This is a genomic window from Streptomyces sp. NPDC048111 (genome assembly GCF_043202815.1).
Taxonomy (GTDB): domain Bacteria; phylum Actinomycetota; class Actinomycetes; order Streptomycetales; family Streptomycetaceae; genus Streptomyces.
The window spans coordinates 515091-530504 of record NZ_JBIDBD010000002.1 but is presented as its reverse complement, the minus strand read 5'-3'; the positions used below and the strand labels follow the sequence as shown (position 1 = coordinate 530504).

The 15414-nt window shown below is 73.0% G+C and carries 14 protein-coding genes and 1 tRNA gene; 11 read left to right on the top strand and 4 right to left on the bottom strand.

The window, feature by feature from the left end; all coding sequences use genetic code 11:
- Positions 1 to 45: 45 nt before the first annotated feature.
- The 3 genes from ACGF3I_RS07120 (at position 46) to ACGF3I_RS07110 (ending at position 4823) form a co-directional block, all read left to right on the top strand.
- Entirely contained in the window at positions 46 to 678 is a 633-nt protein-coding gene (locus ACGF3I_RS07120; RefSeq protein ID WP_393129580.1) for a TIGR03086 family metal-binding protein, read from the top strand.
- A gap of 79 nt (positions 679 to 757) precedes the next feature.
- On the top strand, positions 758 to 1540 hold the full coding sequence (locus ACGF3I_RS07115) for a hypothetical protein (RefSeq protein WP_393129579.1): 783 nt from the start codon (positions 758 to 760) through the stop codon (positions 1538 to 1540).
- Between the two features lie 613 nt (positions 1541 to 2153).
- Positions 2154 to 4823 carry a TIM-barrel domain-containing protein gene (locus tag ACGF3I_RS07110; RefSeq protein ID WP_393129578.1) on the top strand — a complete coding sequence of 890 codons (2670 nt, stop codon included), beginning with the start codon at positions 2154 to 2156 and terminating at the stop codon, positions 4821 to 4823.
- A 148-nt stretch (positions 4824 to 4971) separates the two neighbouring features.
- Here the strand turns inward: ACGF3I_RS07110 and ACGF3I_RS07105 are convergent, their stop codons facing one another.
- A complete protein-coding gene (locus ACGF3I_RS07105; protein WP_393129577.1) occupies positions 4972 to 5892 on the bottom strand; it encodes a DMT family transporter in 921 nt (306 codons plus the stop codon).
- Positions 5889 to 6860 carry a phosphatase PAP2 family protein gene (locus ACGF3I_RS07100; protein WP_393129576.1) on the bottom strand — a complete coding sequence of 324 codons (972 nt, stop codon included), beginning with the start codon at positions 6858 to 6860 and terminating at the stop codon, positions 5889 to 5891. The genes ACGF3I_RS07105 and ACGF3I_RS07100 overlap by 4 nt, the downstream gene beginning before the upstream one ends.
- A 171-nt stretch (positions 6861 to 7031) precedes the next feature.
- Here ACGF3I_RS07100 and ACGF3I_RS07095 point away from each other — a divergent pair, with 171 nt between their 5' ends.
- Complete coding sequence (locus ACGF3I_RS07095; RefSeq protein ID WP_393129575.1) at positions 7032 to 7631, top strand: TetR/AcrR family transcriptional regulator; 600 nt, start codon at positions 7032 to 7034, stop codon at positions 7629 to 7631.
- A gap of 9 nt (positions 7632 to 7640) precedes the next feature.
- On the opposite strand, the gene ACGF3I_RS07090 is transcribed toward ACGF3I_RS07095, so the two are convergent.
- Complete coding sequence (locus ACGF3I_RS07090; RefSeq protein WP_393129574.1) at positions 7641 to 8420, bottom strand: DeoR/GlpR family DNA-binding transcription regulator; 780 nt, start codon at positions 8418 to 8420, stop codon at positions 7641 to 7643.
- A gap of 141 nt (positions 8421 to 8561) precedes the next feature.
- Here ACGF3I_RS07090 and ACGF3I_RS07085 point away from each other — a divergent pair, with 141 nt between their 5' ends.
- The 6 genes from ACGF3I_RS07085 (at position 8562) to ACGF3I_RS07060 (ending at position 14614) form a co-directional block, all read left to right on the top strand.
- Positions 8562 to 9446 (top strand): SIS domain-containing protein, encoded by an 885-nt coding sequence (locus ACGF3I_RS07085; RefSeq protein ID WP_393129573.1) that lies wholly within the window; start codon positions 8562 to 8564, stop codon positions 9444 to 9446.
- Positions 9447 to 9569: 123 nt separating this feature from the next.
- On the top strand, positions 9570 to 10427 hold the full coding sequence (locus ACGF3I_RS07080) for a ketose-bisphosphate aldolase (RefSeq protein ID WP_393129572.1): 858 nt from the start codon (positions 9570 to 9572) through the stop codon (positions 10425 to 10427).
- Positions 10428 to 10532: 105 nt separating this feature from the next.
- The gene (locus tag ACGF3I_RS07075) at positions 10533 to 11762 is read left to right on the top strand and encodes a cytochrome P450 (protein ID WP_393129571.1); all 1230 of its coding nucleotides are present in this window, start codon (positions 10533 to 10535) and stop codon (positions 11760 to 11762) included.
- 55 nt (positions 11763 to 11817) lie between these two features.
- Positions 11818 to 12573: a (Fe-S)-binding protein gene (locus ACGF3I_RS07070; RefSeq protein ID WP_393129570.1), complete on the top strand. Its 756-nt coding sequence runs from the start codon at positions 11818 to 11820 to the stop codon at positions 12571 to 12573.
- Complete coding sequence (locus ACGF3I_RS07065; RefSeq protein WP_393129569.1) at positions 12570 to 13988, top strand: lactate utilization protein B; 1419 nt, start codon at positions 12570 to 12572, stop codon at positions 13986 to 13988. The genes ACGF3I_RS07070 and ACGF3I_RS07065 overlap by 4 nt, the downstream gene beginning before the upstream one ends.
- On the top strand, positions 13985 to 14614 hold the full coding sequence (locus tag ACGF3I_RS07060) for a lactate utilization protein C (protein WP_393129568.1): 630 nt from the start codon (positions 13985 to 13987) through the stop codon (positions 14612 to 14614). Before ACGF3I_RS07065 ends, ACGF3I_RS07060 begins: the two co-directional genes overlap by 4 nt.
- Before the next feature lie 55 nt (positions 14615 to 14669).
- Here ACGF3I_RS07060 and ACGF3I_RS07055 read toward each other — a convergent pair whose 3' ends face one another.
- Positions 14670 to 15155: a DUF309 domain-containing protein gene (locus tag ACGF3I_RS07055; RefSeq protein WP_393129567.1), complete on the bottom strand. Its 486-nt coding sequence runs from the start codon at positions 15153 to 15155 to the stop codon at positions 14670 to 14672.
- 92 nt (positions 15156 to 15247) lie between these two features.
- Here ACGF3I_RS07055 and ACGF3I_RS07050 point away from each other — a divergent pair.
- Positions 15248 to 15321 (top strand) — tRNA-Pro (locus ACGF3I_RS07050).
- Positions 15322 to 15414: the final 93 nt, after the last annotated feature.

Genomic DNA, 15414 nt, shown 5'->3' with positions numbered 1-15414 from the left:
TAAAACTGGCCAGGAGATGGCCAGTTGAGGCCCGAAGCTGGAGTCATGACCAACACCGCACAGCACGACGGGGCCCCGGCCACCGCGTCCGCCACCGATACGCGCGCCGACTTCCACCGGGCCATCGCCCTTGCGGGCCACACGATCTCCGCCCTGCGGCCCGAGCACTACGACGCGCCCACGCCCTGCCCCGACTACACGGTGCGCGATGTCGCGAACCATCAACTCGCCGTCCTGCGGCGGCTCGTGGTGCTGGGCCGGGGCGAAGACCCCTTCGCGCTGCCCGTCCTCGCCGAGGACGTGTCCGACGGCGCGTGGTCGGCGCCGTGGGACGCGGCGGCCCGCGACATGGCCGAGGTGTGGGACCGGCCCGGGGTGCTGGCCAAGGAATTCACGCTGCCGTTCGGCACGCTGACCGGTGCCGCGATCCTCGGCGTCTACGTCACCGAGTTCTCCGTGCACACCTGGGACCTGGCCGTCGCGACCGGCCTGCGCCCCGCCTGGGACGACGCCCTGCTGGAGCGGGCGCTCGCGGCCATGCGGACCGCTCTCTCGGCCGAACGGCGCGGCGAGGGCGTGCCGTTCGGACCGGTCGTGGAGATCGCGCCGGACGCCCCGGCCGCCGACCGGCTCGCGGCCTGGTCCGGCCATGCGCGACCGGCCGGTGACGCTCTGTGAGCGGGCTCACGCCGAGGTAGGGCCGGGGCGGGGCGGGGGTGGAACACCGTGGCCGGGTGAGCGATTACGATCCGGGCTCATGAGCACCTCGGATCAGGAACAAGCGGTGGGCGCGGCCCCGGAAGCAGTTGACGCGTCCAGCCCGGCGGAGGCGACGATACCGGGCCAGGCCTCGAAGCGGCCTGGTGAGGCGGAGGGCAGGGCCGGCGCCGCCGAGGATGCGAGAACCCCCCGACCCCCGTCCGCCCCACCCAAGTCGGCCGGCCCGCCCCCCACCACTTCGGCGGACCCCGACTCCGCGACGCCGCACGACCCGGCCCCGGCCACCCCGGCTGCCACCGCCGAACCGGACCCGGCTGCGCCCGACGCGGGGGAGGGCGCCGGGTCCGCCACGCCGGACGCCTCGGCCCCCTCGATGCGGGCGGGGTCCGCTTCCGCGACCCCGGACGACCCCGGCACCCCTGCCGAGCCCGCAGCACCGACCGCCCCCGCATCGACGGCAGACCGTAACGCCCGCCCCGGTCAACTCGCCCCGCAGGCAACGCGGTTGGCGGACCTGGACGCCGAGTCCCCGACCGCTTCGGACGCCCAGGACGAGCCCCGGCGCGGCATGGCGCCATGGATGGCTCGACGGGTCCGGATGGTCGCGGCCGGGGTGCTCATGGCGGCGATGGCCGTCATCCTCGTCGTACGGCTGGCGACCCGGTCCTCGGTGCTCGTGGTCGGCGTGTACGGGATCGCCCTCATCCTGTGCGGCGTCGTGATCGAGCTCAGCCGCAACGGCCGTACGCGGCTCGGTTCCTGGCTGCTGGTCGTGGGCCTGCTGGCCGCGTTCGGCATGGACTGGTTCGTCCTCCCGTAACCGCCCACGCCCCGCCCCGGGTTGGCCCCCCGGCCACCGCACGCCGACCCCGCGCAGCCCGCGCGCCGCCCGGGGCCGGGGTGCCTACAGTTGCCCTGCGCGGCCGGTGCGTTCCCCGGGTCGGCGTGCCGGCAACTGCCCTGCGCGGCCGGTGCGTTACCCCGAGATCGGCGTGCCGACCCGCCGCCCTGCGCAGCCTGCGCGTCCCCCCGGGGCGGCCTGCCCGGCAGCTGTCATCCCGCGCAGCCCGCGCCCCTCCGGGTCAACGCACGCGCCCATAACCACCCGTGGGCCGCACCCGACTCGGCACGCCCGGCACCCCACCACCCTCCTCAGGGCAGCCCGGGCCGTCAGCCGCATGCCCTAGCCGGCGCGGGGGCGGGGCCCCCCACGGGCACCCCCCCACGGGCACCCCCCCACAAGCACCCCGCACCTTTCCCAGCGTTCACCCCCAAACCCCCCCACCCCGCACCCCGCTTCACCCTGCCCCCCGCCGCAAGCGTTGACATGTACCCAACGCACAGTGAATCTTGATGCTCGAAACTCCACGGTTCCAAGCATGAACGCGCACGCCACGCCCGGCTGTTGCTCGGTACGAACGGAGAACGAACCCTTGCGGACCCCCTGGCACGGCTCCCACCCGCCGCGACGGCCGGCCCTCGCCGTCTTCTCGGCGCTGACGCTCGCGCTCACCGCCCTGGCCGTTCCGGCCGCCCACGCCGAGGCCGCAGCGCCCCCCGGAGGCGTCCTGGACGGCACGGCCACGTCGCTGACCTGGCAGAGCCCGGTGTACGAGAAGGGCACCGTCGACTCGCCCGACAAGTGCCCGCCGCCCGCGCAGGACCCGGAGGGCGCCGTGTGCGCCCGCTTCGATCTGACCGTGAAGCCGCCCGCCGGTCAGTGGGACGACAACCCGGAGGGCGGCGTGCCGGTCTCCGTCCAATGGGCCACCCCCACCGACGACTTCGACATGTACGTCTACGACGACGCGGGCAAGCAGGTCGCCTCCAGTGCCGGCACCGCCGACCCCGAGTCGACCGTCATCCCGAAGGCGTCGGGGACGTACCACGTGGTCGTCGTCCCCTACGACGTGCACCACAACTCGTTCACCGGCACGGCCTACCTGCCGCAGCCGACCGACGCGGGGAACCTCACCGCCTTCGGCGGCAAGGAGGGCACGTACGACATCGCGGCGGGCACCCTGAAGGCCCGCGCGGACTTCCTCGCCGACGACACGCTGCGGCTGCGCGCGGCCCCGGACGGGACGTTCACCGACCCGCCCGGCAGCCACATGATCCAGACCCCGCCGGAGCCGCAGAAGCACACCAACTCCTTTGACGCGGGCGCCTATTACGGCATCCGCGCCAAGGACGTCGTCCTGCGCGTCTACAAGAGGCCGCTGCGCTTCGCGCTCTACAAGGGCGACAACAGGACGGTGATCTGGTCCGAGGCCGACCCGCTGCGTTGGACCTCGGGCGGCATGCGCCAGAGCCTGACCCGCGGCGCCGGCGAGCAGTTCTTCGGCGGCGGCGAGCAGAACGGCAGCTTCTCGCACCGCGACCAGGTCATGAACGTGGGCAACAACACCAACTGGAACGAGGGCGGCTGGAACAACTCCCAGCCCTTCTACATCTCGTCCGCCGGATACGGGGTGTTCCGCAACACCCTCACCCCCGGCGTCTACGACTTCGGCCCGCGCGTGCGCACCGGGCAGCAGGAACGGCGCCTGGACGCCTACTACTTCACCGGGGACGTGAAGGGCGTCATCGGCAAGTACACCTCCCTGGTGGGCAAGCCGTTCATGCCGCCGGTGTACGGGCTGGAACCGGGCGACTCCGACTGCTACCTGCACAACGCCAACCGGGGCGAGCGGCACACCCTGGACGCGCTCAGGGTGGCCGACGGCTACACCCAGAACCAGATGCCCCTCGGCTGGATGCTCGTCAACGACGGCTACGGGTGCGGGTACGAGAACCTCGCCGAGACAGGCAAGGGGCTCCAGGCCCACAACGCCCAACTCGGCCTGTGGACCCAGGACGGCCTCGACAAGCTCGCCGAGCAGGTCAAGGCGGGCCAGCGGGTGGCCAAACTGGACGTCGCCTGGGTGGGCAACGGGTACGGCTTCGCGCTGGACGCCTGCGACCGGGCGAAGGCCGGCATCGAGGACAACAGCGACGCGCGCGGCTTCGTGTGGCTGCCCGTCTCCTGGGCCGGCGCTCAGCGCTGCGGCGTTCTGTGGAGCGGCGACCAGAAGCTCAGCTGGGACTATCTGCGCTGGCAGATCCCCACCTATGCCGGGGCCACCCTGTCCGGCATCGCGTACAACACCGGCGACGTCGGCAGCATCTTCGGCCACGACCCCAGGATGTACACCCGCGACCTGCAGTGGAAGGCGTTCCTGCCCGCCATCATGACGATGGACGGCTGGGCCAAGGACCTCACCACCGGCAAGGCCGCCGACCAGCAGCCCTGGCTGGACGGCGAGCCGTACGCCTCCATCAACCGCAAGTACCTCCAGCTCAAGGAGCGGCTCATTCCGTACATGTACGGGCTCTCCAAGGAGGCGACCCGCACCGGCGTCGGCGCCGTGCGCCCGCTGTCCCTGGAGTATCCGGACGACCCCAACACCCTGGGGCCAGACGCGAAGTACGAGTTCCTGGCCGGCCCCGACTTCCTGGTCGCACCCGTCTACAGCGACACCAGTGTCCGCGACGGCATCTATCTGCCCAAGGGCACCTGGACCGACTACTGGACGGGCAGGACCTATCAGGGCCCCACGACCATCGACCACTACGCCGCCCCGCTCGACACCCTTCCGCTGTTCGTGAAGGGCGGATCCATCGTGCCGATGTGGCCCAAGGGCACCACGTCCTGGCAGACGCGGGACAAGGGCGAACTGGACTACGACATCTATCCGCGGCCGGGCACCTCGTCCTACACGCTGTACGAGGACGACGGCGTCACCCGGCAGTTCGCCAAGGGCGCGTCGGCCACCCAGCGCGTGCAGGTGACGTCGGCGGGGCGGGCCTCGGTGGTCACCATCGGTGCCAGTGTCGGCGGTTACCGGGGCAAGCCGTCAACTCGGGCCTACCATGTGACCGTTCACACGAAGGCGGCACCCGGCGTCGTCGCGCTCGGCGGCCTGCGGCTGCACCGCTTCGGCTCGGCGGCGGAGCTGGCCGCCGCGGGCACCGGCTGGTTCTTCGATCCCGCGACCGGAGTGACGGAGGTGCGGACGCCGTCGCAGTCGACCGGGCACGGCTTCTCCGTCCGGATCGCGTGACCTGACACCCGCCACCAGGTCGGGGGCCGTACCGTGAGCCGTCCGGTACGGCCCCTCCGCACGTCCGGGGGAGGATGTCCGGGGAGGCCGACGGGCCCCGGCGGAGCGTTGGCGCCGGGCGTACGGGGGCCGAGGCCGCGGGGCACCCTCAGGCGGTGATCCGTACCACGGGCTCCGGGGCGGGCAGGTCCGCGATGCGCACGGCGGGCTCCACGGGCGCCACGTCCGCCGGAGCGTGTCCGGCGCCGGTCAGCATGAGCACGCCGCGGGCCGCGACGCCCGCCGAGGCGGCCCCGGCCAGCCAGCCGAGCGGCCCGCCGTGGAAGGTCTCGCCGAGCAGCGCGACCCCGATGACCGCGGCGGCCGCCGGGTTGGCCAGGTTCACCACCGCCAGGGGGGCCGCGAGACCGCCGCGGAACGCGGCCTGCGAGAGCAGCAGCCCGCCCACCGCGAAGGTCGCCATGAGCGCCGCGAGCAGCGCGGTCTGCCACCAGGCGAGCGGGCCGCCGGGCAGCTCGCGGGCCAGGGAGGCGGTCACGGTCTGGGTCAGCGCGGAGGCCACGCCCGAGGCGATCCCGGACGCGGTCGCGTGGCCGAGGCCGGTGCCGCGCGCGGAGTGCGCCCCGGCCCGTACGAGGAAGGCGAGCAGCAGCGCGGTGGCCGCCGCGATGGCGAGGGCCTCGCGCAGGCTGAGCGCGTCACCGGGGCTTGCGGGACCGGTGACCGCGATCAGGCCGGTGAGCCCGAGGAGCGTCCAGGCCGCGCCGCGCCACTCGCGTCGGCCGACCCGGCGGCGCTCGTAGTACGCCGACAGCGGCAGCGCGGCCACCAGGGTGAGCGCGCCGAGCGGCTGGACCAGCGTGAGCGGCCCGTAGTGCAGCGCCGCCACGTGCATGAGGGCGCCCGCCGCGTTGAGGCCGACCGCCCACCACCACAGGGGCCGGGCGAGCAGCCGGCCGATTCCGCCGCCGCCCTGGGCGGCGAGCCGGGACTGGCCGACGGCGGCCAGCGCGTAGCCGGCGGCCGAGGCGAGGGAGAGCAGGATGGCGAGCAGCGCGGATGCGTTCATCGCACGGCCTCGGAGAGCTGGGGCGCGGGGGAGCGCGGGGGAGCGGGTGTCCGGTGGGACACGGGCGTGGAGTCGTTCGGCGGGGTCTGCGCGGGCACCGTGGGTCCGGTGTGCGCGGGCACCGTGGGTCCGCCCTGCGGGGACCGCGTGCGCTCGGCCGCCGCAACGGGGCGCGGTACGGAGCCCTGGCGCCTCCGCTTGGATGCCGCAGGCAACTGTGTGAGCGGCCGGGGCGCCGGCACGAAGTACAGCACGGCCCCCAGGAGCGCGGCGGCCACGATCGCGTCCAGCCAGTAGTGGTTGGCCGTGCCGACCACCACGAGCAGGGTGAGCAGCGGGTGGAGCAGCCACAGCCCGCGCCAGCGGCTGCGGGTCGCGCCGATCAGCCCGATCGCGACCATCAGCGCCCAGCCGAAGTGCAGCGAGGGCATCGCGGCGAACTGGTTGGCCATGGTGTCGGTGTCCGGCGTGGCCGCGTAGACCGAGGGGCCGTACACCTGGGCGGTGTCGACCAGGCCCGCCGTGGTCAGCATGCGCGGCGGCGCCAGCGGGACGGTGATGTGCAGCACGAGCGCGGCGGCCGTGAGCCCCGCGAGCACCCGGCGCGACCACAGGTAGTGGGCCGGGCGGCGCAGATAGAGGAAGACCAGGAAGGCCACGGTGGCCGGGAAGTGCACGGTCGCGTAGAAGGTGTTGGCCGCCTTCACGAGGGTGTCGCCGTGCAGCAGCAGGCCCTGCACCGAGCCCTCGCCGGGCAGGTGCAGCGCACGCTCCCAGCTCCACACCCGGTCGGCGTTGTCGTAGGCGCTCGCCTCGTGCCCGTTCGCCAGCTGACGGCCGAACTTGTACACGAGGAAGAGCGCGGTCACGAGCAGCAGCTCGCGCACCAGGGGCGGCCGGGAAGCGGTCGTCTCCGGTCCGGCGGGACGGGTCTGACGACGCGCCCCCGTGGTTATACCGGCAAACATTCTCCGGCCCCTTTGAACCTGGATCGATACGAGGAAGAAACACAAGCAAACGTAGGAAGGCTAGATCGAAACTCATCGAGACGCAAACGTCTCGATACGTTTGCGTCTCGAACGAGCGGAGCCTACTCTCGTACGTGCAGGAGTGCCCCTTGTTTTTCGCCGGAGGGAACGATGTCGACGCAGGCCGCCACGGCCGCTGCCCGCCGCAGCAAGATCAGCCCCGAGCGGGAGCTCGAGCTGTACGACGCGGTGCTCGACCTGCTCAGAGAGGGCGGCTACGACTCCGTGACCATGGAGGGCGTGGCCGCGCGCACCAAGTGCGGCAAGGCCACCCTGTACCGGCAGTGGAAGAGCAAGCCGCTGCTCGTCACGGCCGCGCTCGGCCGCAGCCGCTGCTCCTTCTTCTCCGGCATCGACACCGGCACGCTCGCCGGAGACCTGCGCGAGGCGGCCCGGGCGGTCGGCCGTCGTGACGGGCCCGACACCGCCCTGATGGAGGCCGTCGGGCAGGCCTACATCAAGCATCCGGATCTGCGCGAGGCCCTGCGCGAGACCGTCCTGAACCCCGAGATCGCCGCGCTCGACGCGATGCTGGGGCGCGGGGTGGAGCGCGGTGAGATCGCGGCGGACAACCCCGCGATCGGCTACGTCGCCCCGATGATCATGGGCATGCTGCGCGTGGAACGCCTCTTCGAGGACCGCTTCCAGGGCGAGGACAGGTTCCTCGGACTCCTCGAATCGGTGGTCTTCCCGGCCCTGCGCATCAGTTGAGGCCGTCGCTCAGACCGCGATGACCGTGACCCCGGCCTCGGTGAAGCGGGCGGCCGTCTCGTCCGGCACCGCCGTGTCCGTCACCAGGGTGCCCACCTGGTCCGTCGCGCAGATGCGGGCGAATGTGCGCCGGCCGAGCTTCGTGGAGTCCGCCGCGACGACGACCCGCTCCGCCCGCTCGCACAGGAGGCGGTTGATGCCGGCCTCGTCCTCGTCGTGCGCCGAGGCGCCGTGCACCACGTCGAAGGCGCCGACGCCGAGCACCGCCACGTCCATCGTGATCTGGTTGAGCACACCGCCGGCGAGCGGGCCCGTGAGCTCGTAGGACTGGGGGCGGGCCACGCCGCCCGTGAGCACGATCTTGAACTGGGGCCGCACCGCCAGCTCGTTGGCGATGTTGAGCGCGTTCGTCACAATGGTCAACGCCGGTGATCCACCGGCCAGTTCGGGACGTACGGCAAGCGCGCGGGCCACCTCCGTCGTCGTGGTGCCGCCGGTGAGGCCGACCGCCTCGCCCGGCGCGACCAGATCGGCCACCGCCTTCGCGATGCGCTGCTTCTCGGAGGCCTGGCGCGCCGTCTTGTAGCGCAGGGGCAGCTCGTAGGAGACGCCGTGCACGAGGGCGCCGCCCCGGGTGCGCACCAGCATCTGCTGTTCGGCGAGCTGGTCGAAGTCGCGGCGGATCGTCGCGGCCGACACCCCGAGGGCCGTCGCCGCCTCGTCGACATCGAGGCGGCCCTGCTCCACCAGGAGTTCGAGGAGTGCCTGCCAGCGGGCGTCGCGCGACATCCGCGCCCTCCGTTCTTCGTACCGGTAACCGTCCGTAGTGACCTTAGCGCACGCGCATATGCTTGATTGTGCTCGTTACCGAGCTATATTTTGCAGAAACACGCATGGAACCGCATCACGTCCAGAGGGTGGGAGCCCGGCATGAGCCATGTCGAGAACGAACTGAGCAGTCAGCCCGAATGCTGGAAGCGGGCGGCCGAACTGGCCCTCCAGCACAAGGACGCGCTGCCGGCCGCGGGCGAGCGCGTCGCCGTCGTCGGATGCGGCACCTCCTTCTTCATGGCGCAGGCCGTCGCGGCGCTGCGCGAGAGCGCCGGCCTCGGCGAGACCGACGCGTTCGCGGCGTCCGAGTTCCCCGCCACCCGCACCTATGACCGGGTCGTCGCGCTCACCCGTTCCGGCACCACCACCGAGGTGCTCGACCTGCTGGCCCAGGTGCGCGGGCGCATCCGTACCACCGCCGTCACGGCCGACCCCACCACTCCGGTGATGGAGGTGGCCGACGACCTCGTGGTGCTCGACTTCGCCGACGAGGAGTCGGTCGTCCAGACCCGCTTCGCCACCACCGCCTTCACGCTCCTGCGTGCCCACCTCGGGCTGCACACCGAGCAGGCCGTCGCCGACGCCCGCACCGCGCTGGCCGAGCCGCTGCCCGAAGGCCTGGTCGAAGCAACGCAGTTCAGCTTCCTCGGCCGCGGCTGGACCAACGGGCTCGCCCAGGAGGCCGCGCTCAAGATGCGCGAGGCGTCGCTGTCCTGGACCGAGGCCTACCCGGCGATGGAGTACCGCCACGGCCCCATCAGCATCTCCACCACCAGCACGGCCACCTGGATGTTCGGCGAGGCCCCCGACGGCCTGGCCGAGCAGGTGGCCGCCACCGGCGCGCTGTGGATCGAGGGCCGGCTCGACCCGCTGGCCGAACTCGTCCGCGCCCAGCGCCTCGCCGTCGCCGTAGCCGCCGCCCGCGGCCTCGACCCGGACCGCCCGCGCCACCTCACCCGCTCGGTCATCCTCGACGGTGCCTGAGCGGACCCGGCGCGGGGTGGCACCGCCCCGCGCGACACCGCCCACTGCGACACCGCCCTATGCGACATCGAACGACGTACGTGTCACGGCCGACCACGTGACACAGGTGAAGGGGAAGCACTGATGCCACTCGCCAGGACCGGCACGCTCGTCGCCGAGGCCGCCGCCAAACGCCGGGCCGTCGCGGCCTTCAACATCATCACCCTGGAGCACGCCGAGGCCGTCATCGCCGGCGCCGAGGCGGCCAAGTCGCCGGTGATCCTCCAAGTCAGCGAGAACGCGGTCAAGTTCCGCTACGGCCGGGTCCTGCCGCTCGCCCGTGCCGCCGTCGCGGCGGCCGAGGCCGCGGCCGTACCGGTGGCGCTCCACCTCGACCACGTCAAGCAGGACGACCTCCTGCGCCAGGCGGCGGACGCCGGGTTCAGCTCCGCCATGTACGACGCGGCGCACCTGCCGTACGAGGAGAACCTGGCGGCCACGCGCGCCGCCGCCGATTGGGCACACACCCAAGGCCTGTGGATCGAGGCCGAGTTGGGCGAGGTCGGCGGCAAGGACGGCAGGGCCCCGCTGGACGCCCACGCGCCCGGGGCGCGCACCGACCCCGCCGAGGCGCGGCAGTTCGTCGCCGAGTCGGGCGTCGACGCGCTCGCCGTCGCCATCGGCTCCACCCACGCCATGACGTCCCGCACCGCCGAACTCGACCACGCCCTGCTCGGCCGGCTCGACGACGTCCTGCGGGTGCCGCTGGTGCTGCACGGCTCCTCCGGCGTACCCGACGCGGCGCTCTCGGCGGCGGTGGCCGGCGGCATCGCCAAGGTCAACATCGGCACGGCCCTGAACATCGCCATGACCGACGCGATCCGCGCCTACCTCGCCGCCCATCCCGAGGCGGTGGACGCCCGCACCTATCTGACCGTCGGCCGCCAGGCGATGGCCGCGACCGTCACCCGGCTCATCACCGTCCTCGACCCGAGCGCCTGACATCGAGCGCCGCCGGGGCCCCACCGGGGCGCCGGCGGCGAAAACGCCACGTTCTGCCCCTCCGGCACTCTTCCGATGTGACCGGACGTCGTAGACGATGAGCCTGTGGACCGGCATGAGCACGCTCGGCTCGACGCGCTGCAGCGCGACCCCTATCCGCACTATGCGCGGGCCCGGGCCGCCGAAGGCCTGACCTTCGTGCCGGAGCTCGACGCGTGGCTGGTGGCGCGGGACGCCGATGTGCGGGAAGTCCTGCGCCGCCCCGAGGCGTTCTCCTCCGCCAACGCGCTGCGCCCCGACGTCCTGCCGGGCCCCACGGTGCTCGCCGAGATGGGCCGCGGCTTCGGCGGGCGCCCCGTCGTGGTCAGCTCGGACGGCGCCCTGCACCAGCGTCTGCGCGCGCCCATCGTGCACGGCCTCTCGCCGTCCCGCGTCGCCGCGGTCGTACCGTACGCGGCCCGGCGCGCGAGCGACCTCGTCGACGCCTTCGCGGACCGCGGCTCGGCCGACCTCATGGCGGAGTTCGCCCTCCGGCTGCCCGGCCAGGTGATCGGCCGGCTCATCGGCCTCGACCCGGCCGACGTGCCGCTCGCCGTGCACGGCGGGTACCGGGCCGAACAACTGCTGTTCCGGCCGATGGACGAGGCGGACCAACTCGCCGCCGCCCGCGACGTCGTGGCGATGCAGCACCTCCTGGACCGGTACGTACGCGAGCGCCACGCCCGCCCCGAGGACGACCTGTGCAGCGCACTGATCGCGGCGCTCGCGTCCGGCGGCGACCTGCCCGCGGCCGAGCTGACCCTCGACGAGCGCCACGAGATGGTCGCCCACCTGCAGAACTTCCTGCTCGCCGGACACCTCACCACGAGCGCCCTGATCGGCTCCATGCTGCTGCATCTGATGCACCACCGCGCCCAGTGGGAACTGCTCTGCCAGAAACCGGAGTTGATCCCCGCCGCCGTCGAGGAGGCCGCCCGCTACGACAGCCCGATCCAGGGCTTCCGGCGCATCACCACCCGCCCCGTCGTCCTGTCCGGCACCGAACTGCCCGTCGGCGCCGTGGTGTTCGTCGCCTTCGGCTCGGCCAACCGGGATCCCAGCCGCCACGAAAGACCCGACGTCTTCGACATCACCCGGCCTCCGGCGCGCCATCTCGCCTTCGGGTACGGGGTGCACGGCTGTCCGGGTTCGACGCTGGCCCGCGAGCAGCTCCGGGTGACCCTGGAGCTCCTGACCACACGCCTGCCGGGTCTGCGCCTCGCGCCCGACAGACCGGTGGTCATGCGGCCCACGATGATCCACCGCTCGCCGGAAGAGCTGCCCCTGGTGTGGTGAACGGCCGCACGTGGTGGTCCTGTCGCGGGCCTCGCGCTCGGCATATCCTCCGACCATGCGAGTTGCGCTCTTCGCCACCTGCGTCAACGACGCGCTCTACCCGGCCACCGCCGTCGCCACGGTCAGGCTCCTGGAACGGCTGGGTGTCGAGGTCGACTTCCCGGCCGGACAGACGTGCTGCGGGCAGCCCCAGTTCAACACCGGCTACCGGCACGAGACCGAACCCCTGGTGCGCCGCATGGGCCGGGTCTTCGACAGCTACGACCATGTGGTCACCCCCTCCGGCTCCTGCGTGGCGATGATCCGCGACAACTACCCGCGCATCGCGGACCGGGCCGCGGCCGAAGGGCGGGACGCGGGCCTGGGCGCCGTCGCGACGTCCCTGGTGCCCCGTGTGTACGAGCTGACGGAGTTCCTCGTCGACGTCCTCGGCGTGACCGACGTCGGCGCGTACTTCCCGCACACCGTCACCTACCACCCCTCCTGCCACGGCCTGCGCCTGCTGGGGCTCGGCGACCGGCCGCGCAGGCTGCTCGCCGCCGTCAGGGGGCTCGAACTGCGGGAGCTGCCGGGCGCCGAGGAGTGCTGCGGCTTCGGCGGCACCTTCGCGGTGAAGAACCCGGACGTCTCCGCCGCGATGGGCACGGACAAGGTGCGCAACGCCGCCGCGACCGGTGCCCGGGTGCTGTGCGGCGCCGACAACTCCTGCCTGATGCACATCGGCGGCATCCTCCACCGCCAGGACGCCCCGATGCGGGCCCTGCACATCGCCGAGATCCTCCTCAGCACGGAAGCGGAGCCCCACGTATGAGCGGCACCTTCGTCGGTATGCCCGCGTTCCCGAAGGCCGCGCGCGAGGCCGTGCACGACGCCACCCTGCGCGGCAACCTCCGGCACGCCACCCACACCATCCGCGACAAGCGCGCCAGGGCGGTCGCCGAACTCGCCGACTGGCAGGAGCTGCGCGAGGCTGGCCGGCGCATCAAGGACCACACCCTGCGCCATCTCGACCGCCATCTGGTCCAGTTGGAGGAGTCGGTCACCGCGGCCGGCGGCACCGTGCACTGGGCCGCCGACGCCGACGAGGCCAACCGCATCGTGGCCGGTCTGGTCAGGGCGACGGGGGAGAGCGAGGTGGTGAAGGTCAAGTCGATGGCCACGCAGGAGATCGGCCTCAACGAGGCGCTCGCCGCCGAGGGCATCCACGCCTACGAGACCGACCTGGCCGAACTCATCGTTCAGCTCGGCGACGACCGCCCCTCGCACATCCTCGTCCCCGCGATCCACCGCAACAGGCGCGAGATCCGCGACATCTTCCGTGCGCAGATGGGCAGTTGGGGCAGGCCGGCCCCGGAAGGCCTCGGTGACACGCCGGCCGAACTCGCCGAGGCGGCCCGGCTGCATCTGCGCGAGAAGTTCCTGCGCGCGAAGGTCGGCGTCTCGGGCGCCAACTTCATGGTCGCCGAGACGGGCACCCTGGTCGTCTTCGAGTCCGAGGGCAACGGCCGCATGTGCCTGACCCTGCCGGAGACCCTGATCTCCGTCGTCGGCATCGAGAAGGTCGTCCCCACCTGGCAGGACCTGGAGGTCTTCCTCCAGACCCTGCCGCGCTCCTCGACCGCCGAGCGCATGAACCCGTACACCAGCATGTGGACCGGTACCGCCGACGACGACGGCCCGTCCGCCTTCCACCTCGTCCTGCTCGACAACGGCCGCACCGACGCCCTGGCCGACGACGTCGGCCGCCAGGCGCTGCGCTGCATCCGCTGCTCGGCCTGCCTCAACGTCTGCCCGGTCTACGAACGGGCCGGCGGCCACGCGTACGGCTCGGTCTATCCGGGCCCCATCGGAGCCGTCCTCACTCCCCAGCTCCGGGGCACCACGAGCGAGATCGACGCGTCCCTGCCGTACGCGTCCACGCTGTGCGGCGCCTGCTACGAGGTGTGCCCGGTCGCCATCGACATCCCCGAGGTCCTGGTTCACCTCCGGGAACGGGTCGTCGAGGGGGGCGGCCCGGGGCACCGCCTGGAGAGGGCGGCGATGAAGGCCGCCGGTTGGGCCATGGACCATCCCCGGGCCATGGCGGCGGGGGAGCGGGCCGCCGCGCGCACCCGTGCCCTGCACCCCCGGCGCCCGCCCGGAGCCGGGGCCTGGACCGACAGCCGCGACCTGCCCCAACTGCCCGCAGAACCCTTCCGCGACTGGTGGAGGAAGAACCGCGCATGAGCTCACGCGACCGCATCCTGGCCCGCGTCCGGGCCGCCGTGGCCGGCGCCCCCGAGGCCCCCGCCGCCGTCCGCGACTACCTCACGAGCCACACCTCCGACGACCCCGCGACCGTGCTCGACCTGCTGCACGAGAACCTCGCCGACTACCGCGCGCTCGTGCACCGCACGGACCCCGACGGGCTCGCCCCGCTCGTCGCCCGGCTGCTCGCCGCGCGGGGCGCGACGAGCGTGCTGGTCCCGCCGGGCCTGCCCGCGGCCTGGCTCGCGGACACCCCGGTGCCGCACGTGACGGACACCCCGGGGACCACGGCGGCCCAACTCGACGCCGTGGACAGCGTGATCACGGGCTGCGCCCTCGCCATCGCCGAGACCGGCACGATCGTCCTGGACGCGGGACCCGACCAGGGCCGCCGCCGCGCCACGCTCGTACCGGATCACCACATCTGTGTCGTCCGCGCCCCCGGCCAGGTCGTCGCATCGGTCCCGCAGGCGATGCCCCGCCTTGACCCGACCCGTCCCCTGACCTGGATCTCGGGCCCGTCCGCGACGAGCGACATCGAACTCGACCGCGTGGAGGGCGTCCACGGGCCGCGCACCCTGGAAGTGATCCTGCTGAGCGGCTGAGCCGGCCGATCCGTGCGGGTCCGGCCGGCGGCCCCGGGGGGAGGGGCGCCCGTGCTCAGCCGGTGAGCCGGGGCGCCTCGGTGGCCGCGTCCACCGGCGCCGGCAGCCGGGCGGACAGCTCCCGCGCCCAGACGGCGAGCCCGTCCAGATCGATCCCGTACGTGGGTACGCCCTCGCGCGCCGCGTACCGGGCCAGCGAGCCGGTGCCGCGCTCCAGGAGCGAGGCCCCGCCCCTGGAGTTGCCCCGCGCGGCATGGGTGAGCCCGACCGCGAGCTGGGCCAACCCCCGCCACAGCGGCTCCTCCTGGGCCGGGCCCGCCTTCCAGGCGTCCTCGAACACCTCGTGCGCGTGGAACGGCATCCCGGCGTCCAGCAGCCGCTGCGCCTCGCGCAGGGTCTCCGCGGGAACCCGCTGCACGCCCTCCGGCTGCCGTGCCACGCCCTCGGCGCCGTACGGCAGCGGCCGCCCGAGCCCGTCCCTCGGCCGGGCGTTGCGGGCCCGCCCCTCGGCATCACGATCGCGGCGCGCGGAAGTCTCCATGCCCCGATTGTCCCCCGTTCCTGCCGCGGTGCCAGAGTGCGGTATGGTTCTCGTGCACGAACGGCCGGGGGAAACCCCAGGTCAGACGGCATCGGGACGTGGCGCAGCTTGGTAGCGCACTTGACTGGGGGTCAAGGGGTCGCAGGTTCAAATCCTGTCGTCCCGACTTGTGAGAGTCGAGGTCAGGGCCGGTTTCGGAGAAATCCGAAACCGGCCCTCGATCGTTTCCGGGAACCTGCGCGGGCGCACGGCACAGTGG

Excerpts from the sequence above, each read along its gene's own strand:
- ACGF3I_RS07120 (WP_393129580.1), top strand. The coding sequence starts at position 46 with ATGACCAACACCGCACAGCACGACGGGGCCCCGGCCACCGCGTCCGCC.
- ACGF3I_RS07115 (WP_393129579.1), top strand. The coding sequence starts at position 758 with ATGAGCACCTCGGATCAGGAACAAGCGGTGGGCGCGGCCCCGGAAGCA.
- ACGF3I_RS07105 (WP_393129577.1), bottom strand. The coding sequence starts at position 5,892 with ATGAACGCATCCGCGCTGCTCGCCATCCTGCTCTCCCTCGCCTCGGCC.
- ACGF3I_RS07100 (WP_393129576.1), bottom strand. The coding sequence starts at position 6,860 with ATGTTTGCCGGTATAACCACGGGGGCGCGTCGTCAGACCCGTCCCGCC.
- ACGF3I_RS07095 (WP_393129575.1), top strand. The coding sequence starts at position 7,032 with ATGTCGACGCAGGCCGCCACGGCCGCTGCCCGCCGCAGCAAGATCAGC.
- ACGF3I_RS07090 (WP_393129574.1), bottom strand. The coding sequence starts at position 8,420 with ATGTCGCGCGACGCCCGCTGGCAGGCACTCCTCGAACTCCTGGTGGAG.
- ACGF3I_RS07085 (WP_393129573.1), top strand. The coding sequence starts at position 8,562 with ATGAGCCATGTCGAGAACGAACTGAGCAGTCAGCCCGAATGCTGGAAG.
- ACGF3I_RS07080 (WP_393129572.1), top strand. The coding sequence starts at position 9,570 with ATGCCACTCGCCAGGACCGGCACGCTCGTCGCCGAGGCCGCCGCCAAA.
- ACGF3I_RS07070 (WP_393129570.1), top strand. The coding sequence starts at position 11,818 with ATGCGAGTTGCGCTCTTCGCCACCTGCGTCAACGACGCGCTCTACCCG.
- ACGF3I_RS07065 (WP_393129569.1), top strand. The coding sequence starts at position 12,570 with ATGAGCGGCACCTTCGTCGGTATGCCCGCGTTCCCGAAGGCCGCGCGC.
- ACGF3I_RS07060 (WP_393129568.1), top strand. The coding sequence starts at position 13,985 with ATGAGCTCACGCGACCGCATCCTGGCCCGCGTCCGGGCCGCCGTGGCC.
- ACGF3I_RS07055 (WP_393129567.1), bottom strand. The coding sequence starts at position 15,155 with ATGGAGACTTCCGCGCGCCGCGATCGTGATGCCGAGGGGCGGGCCCGC.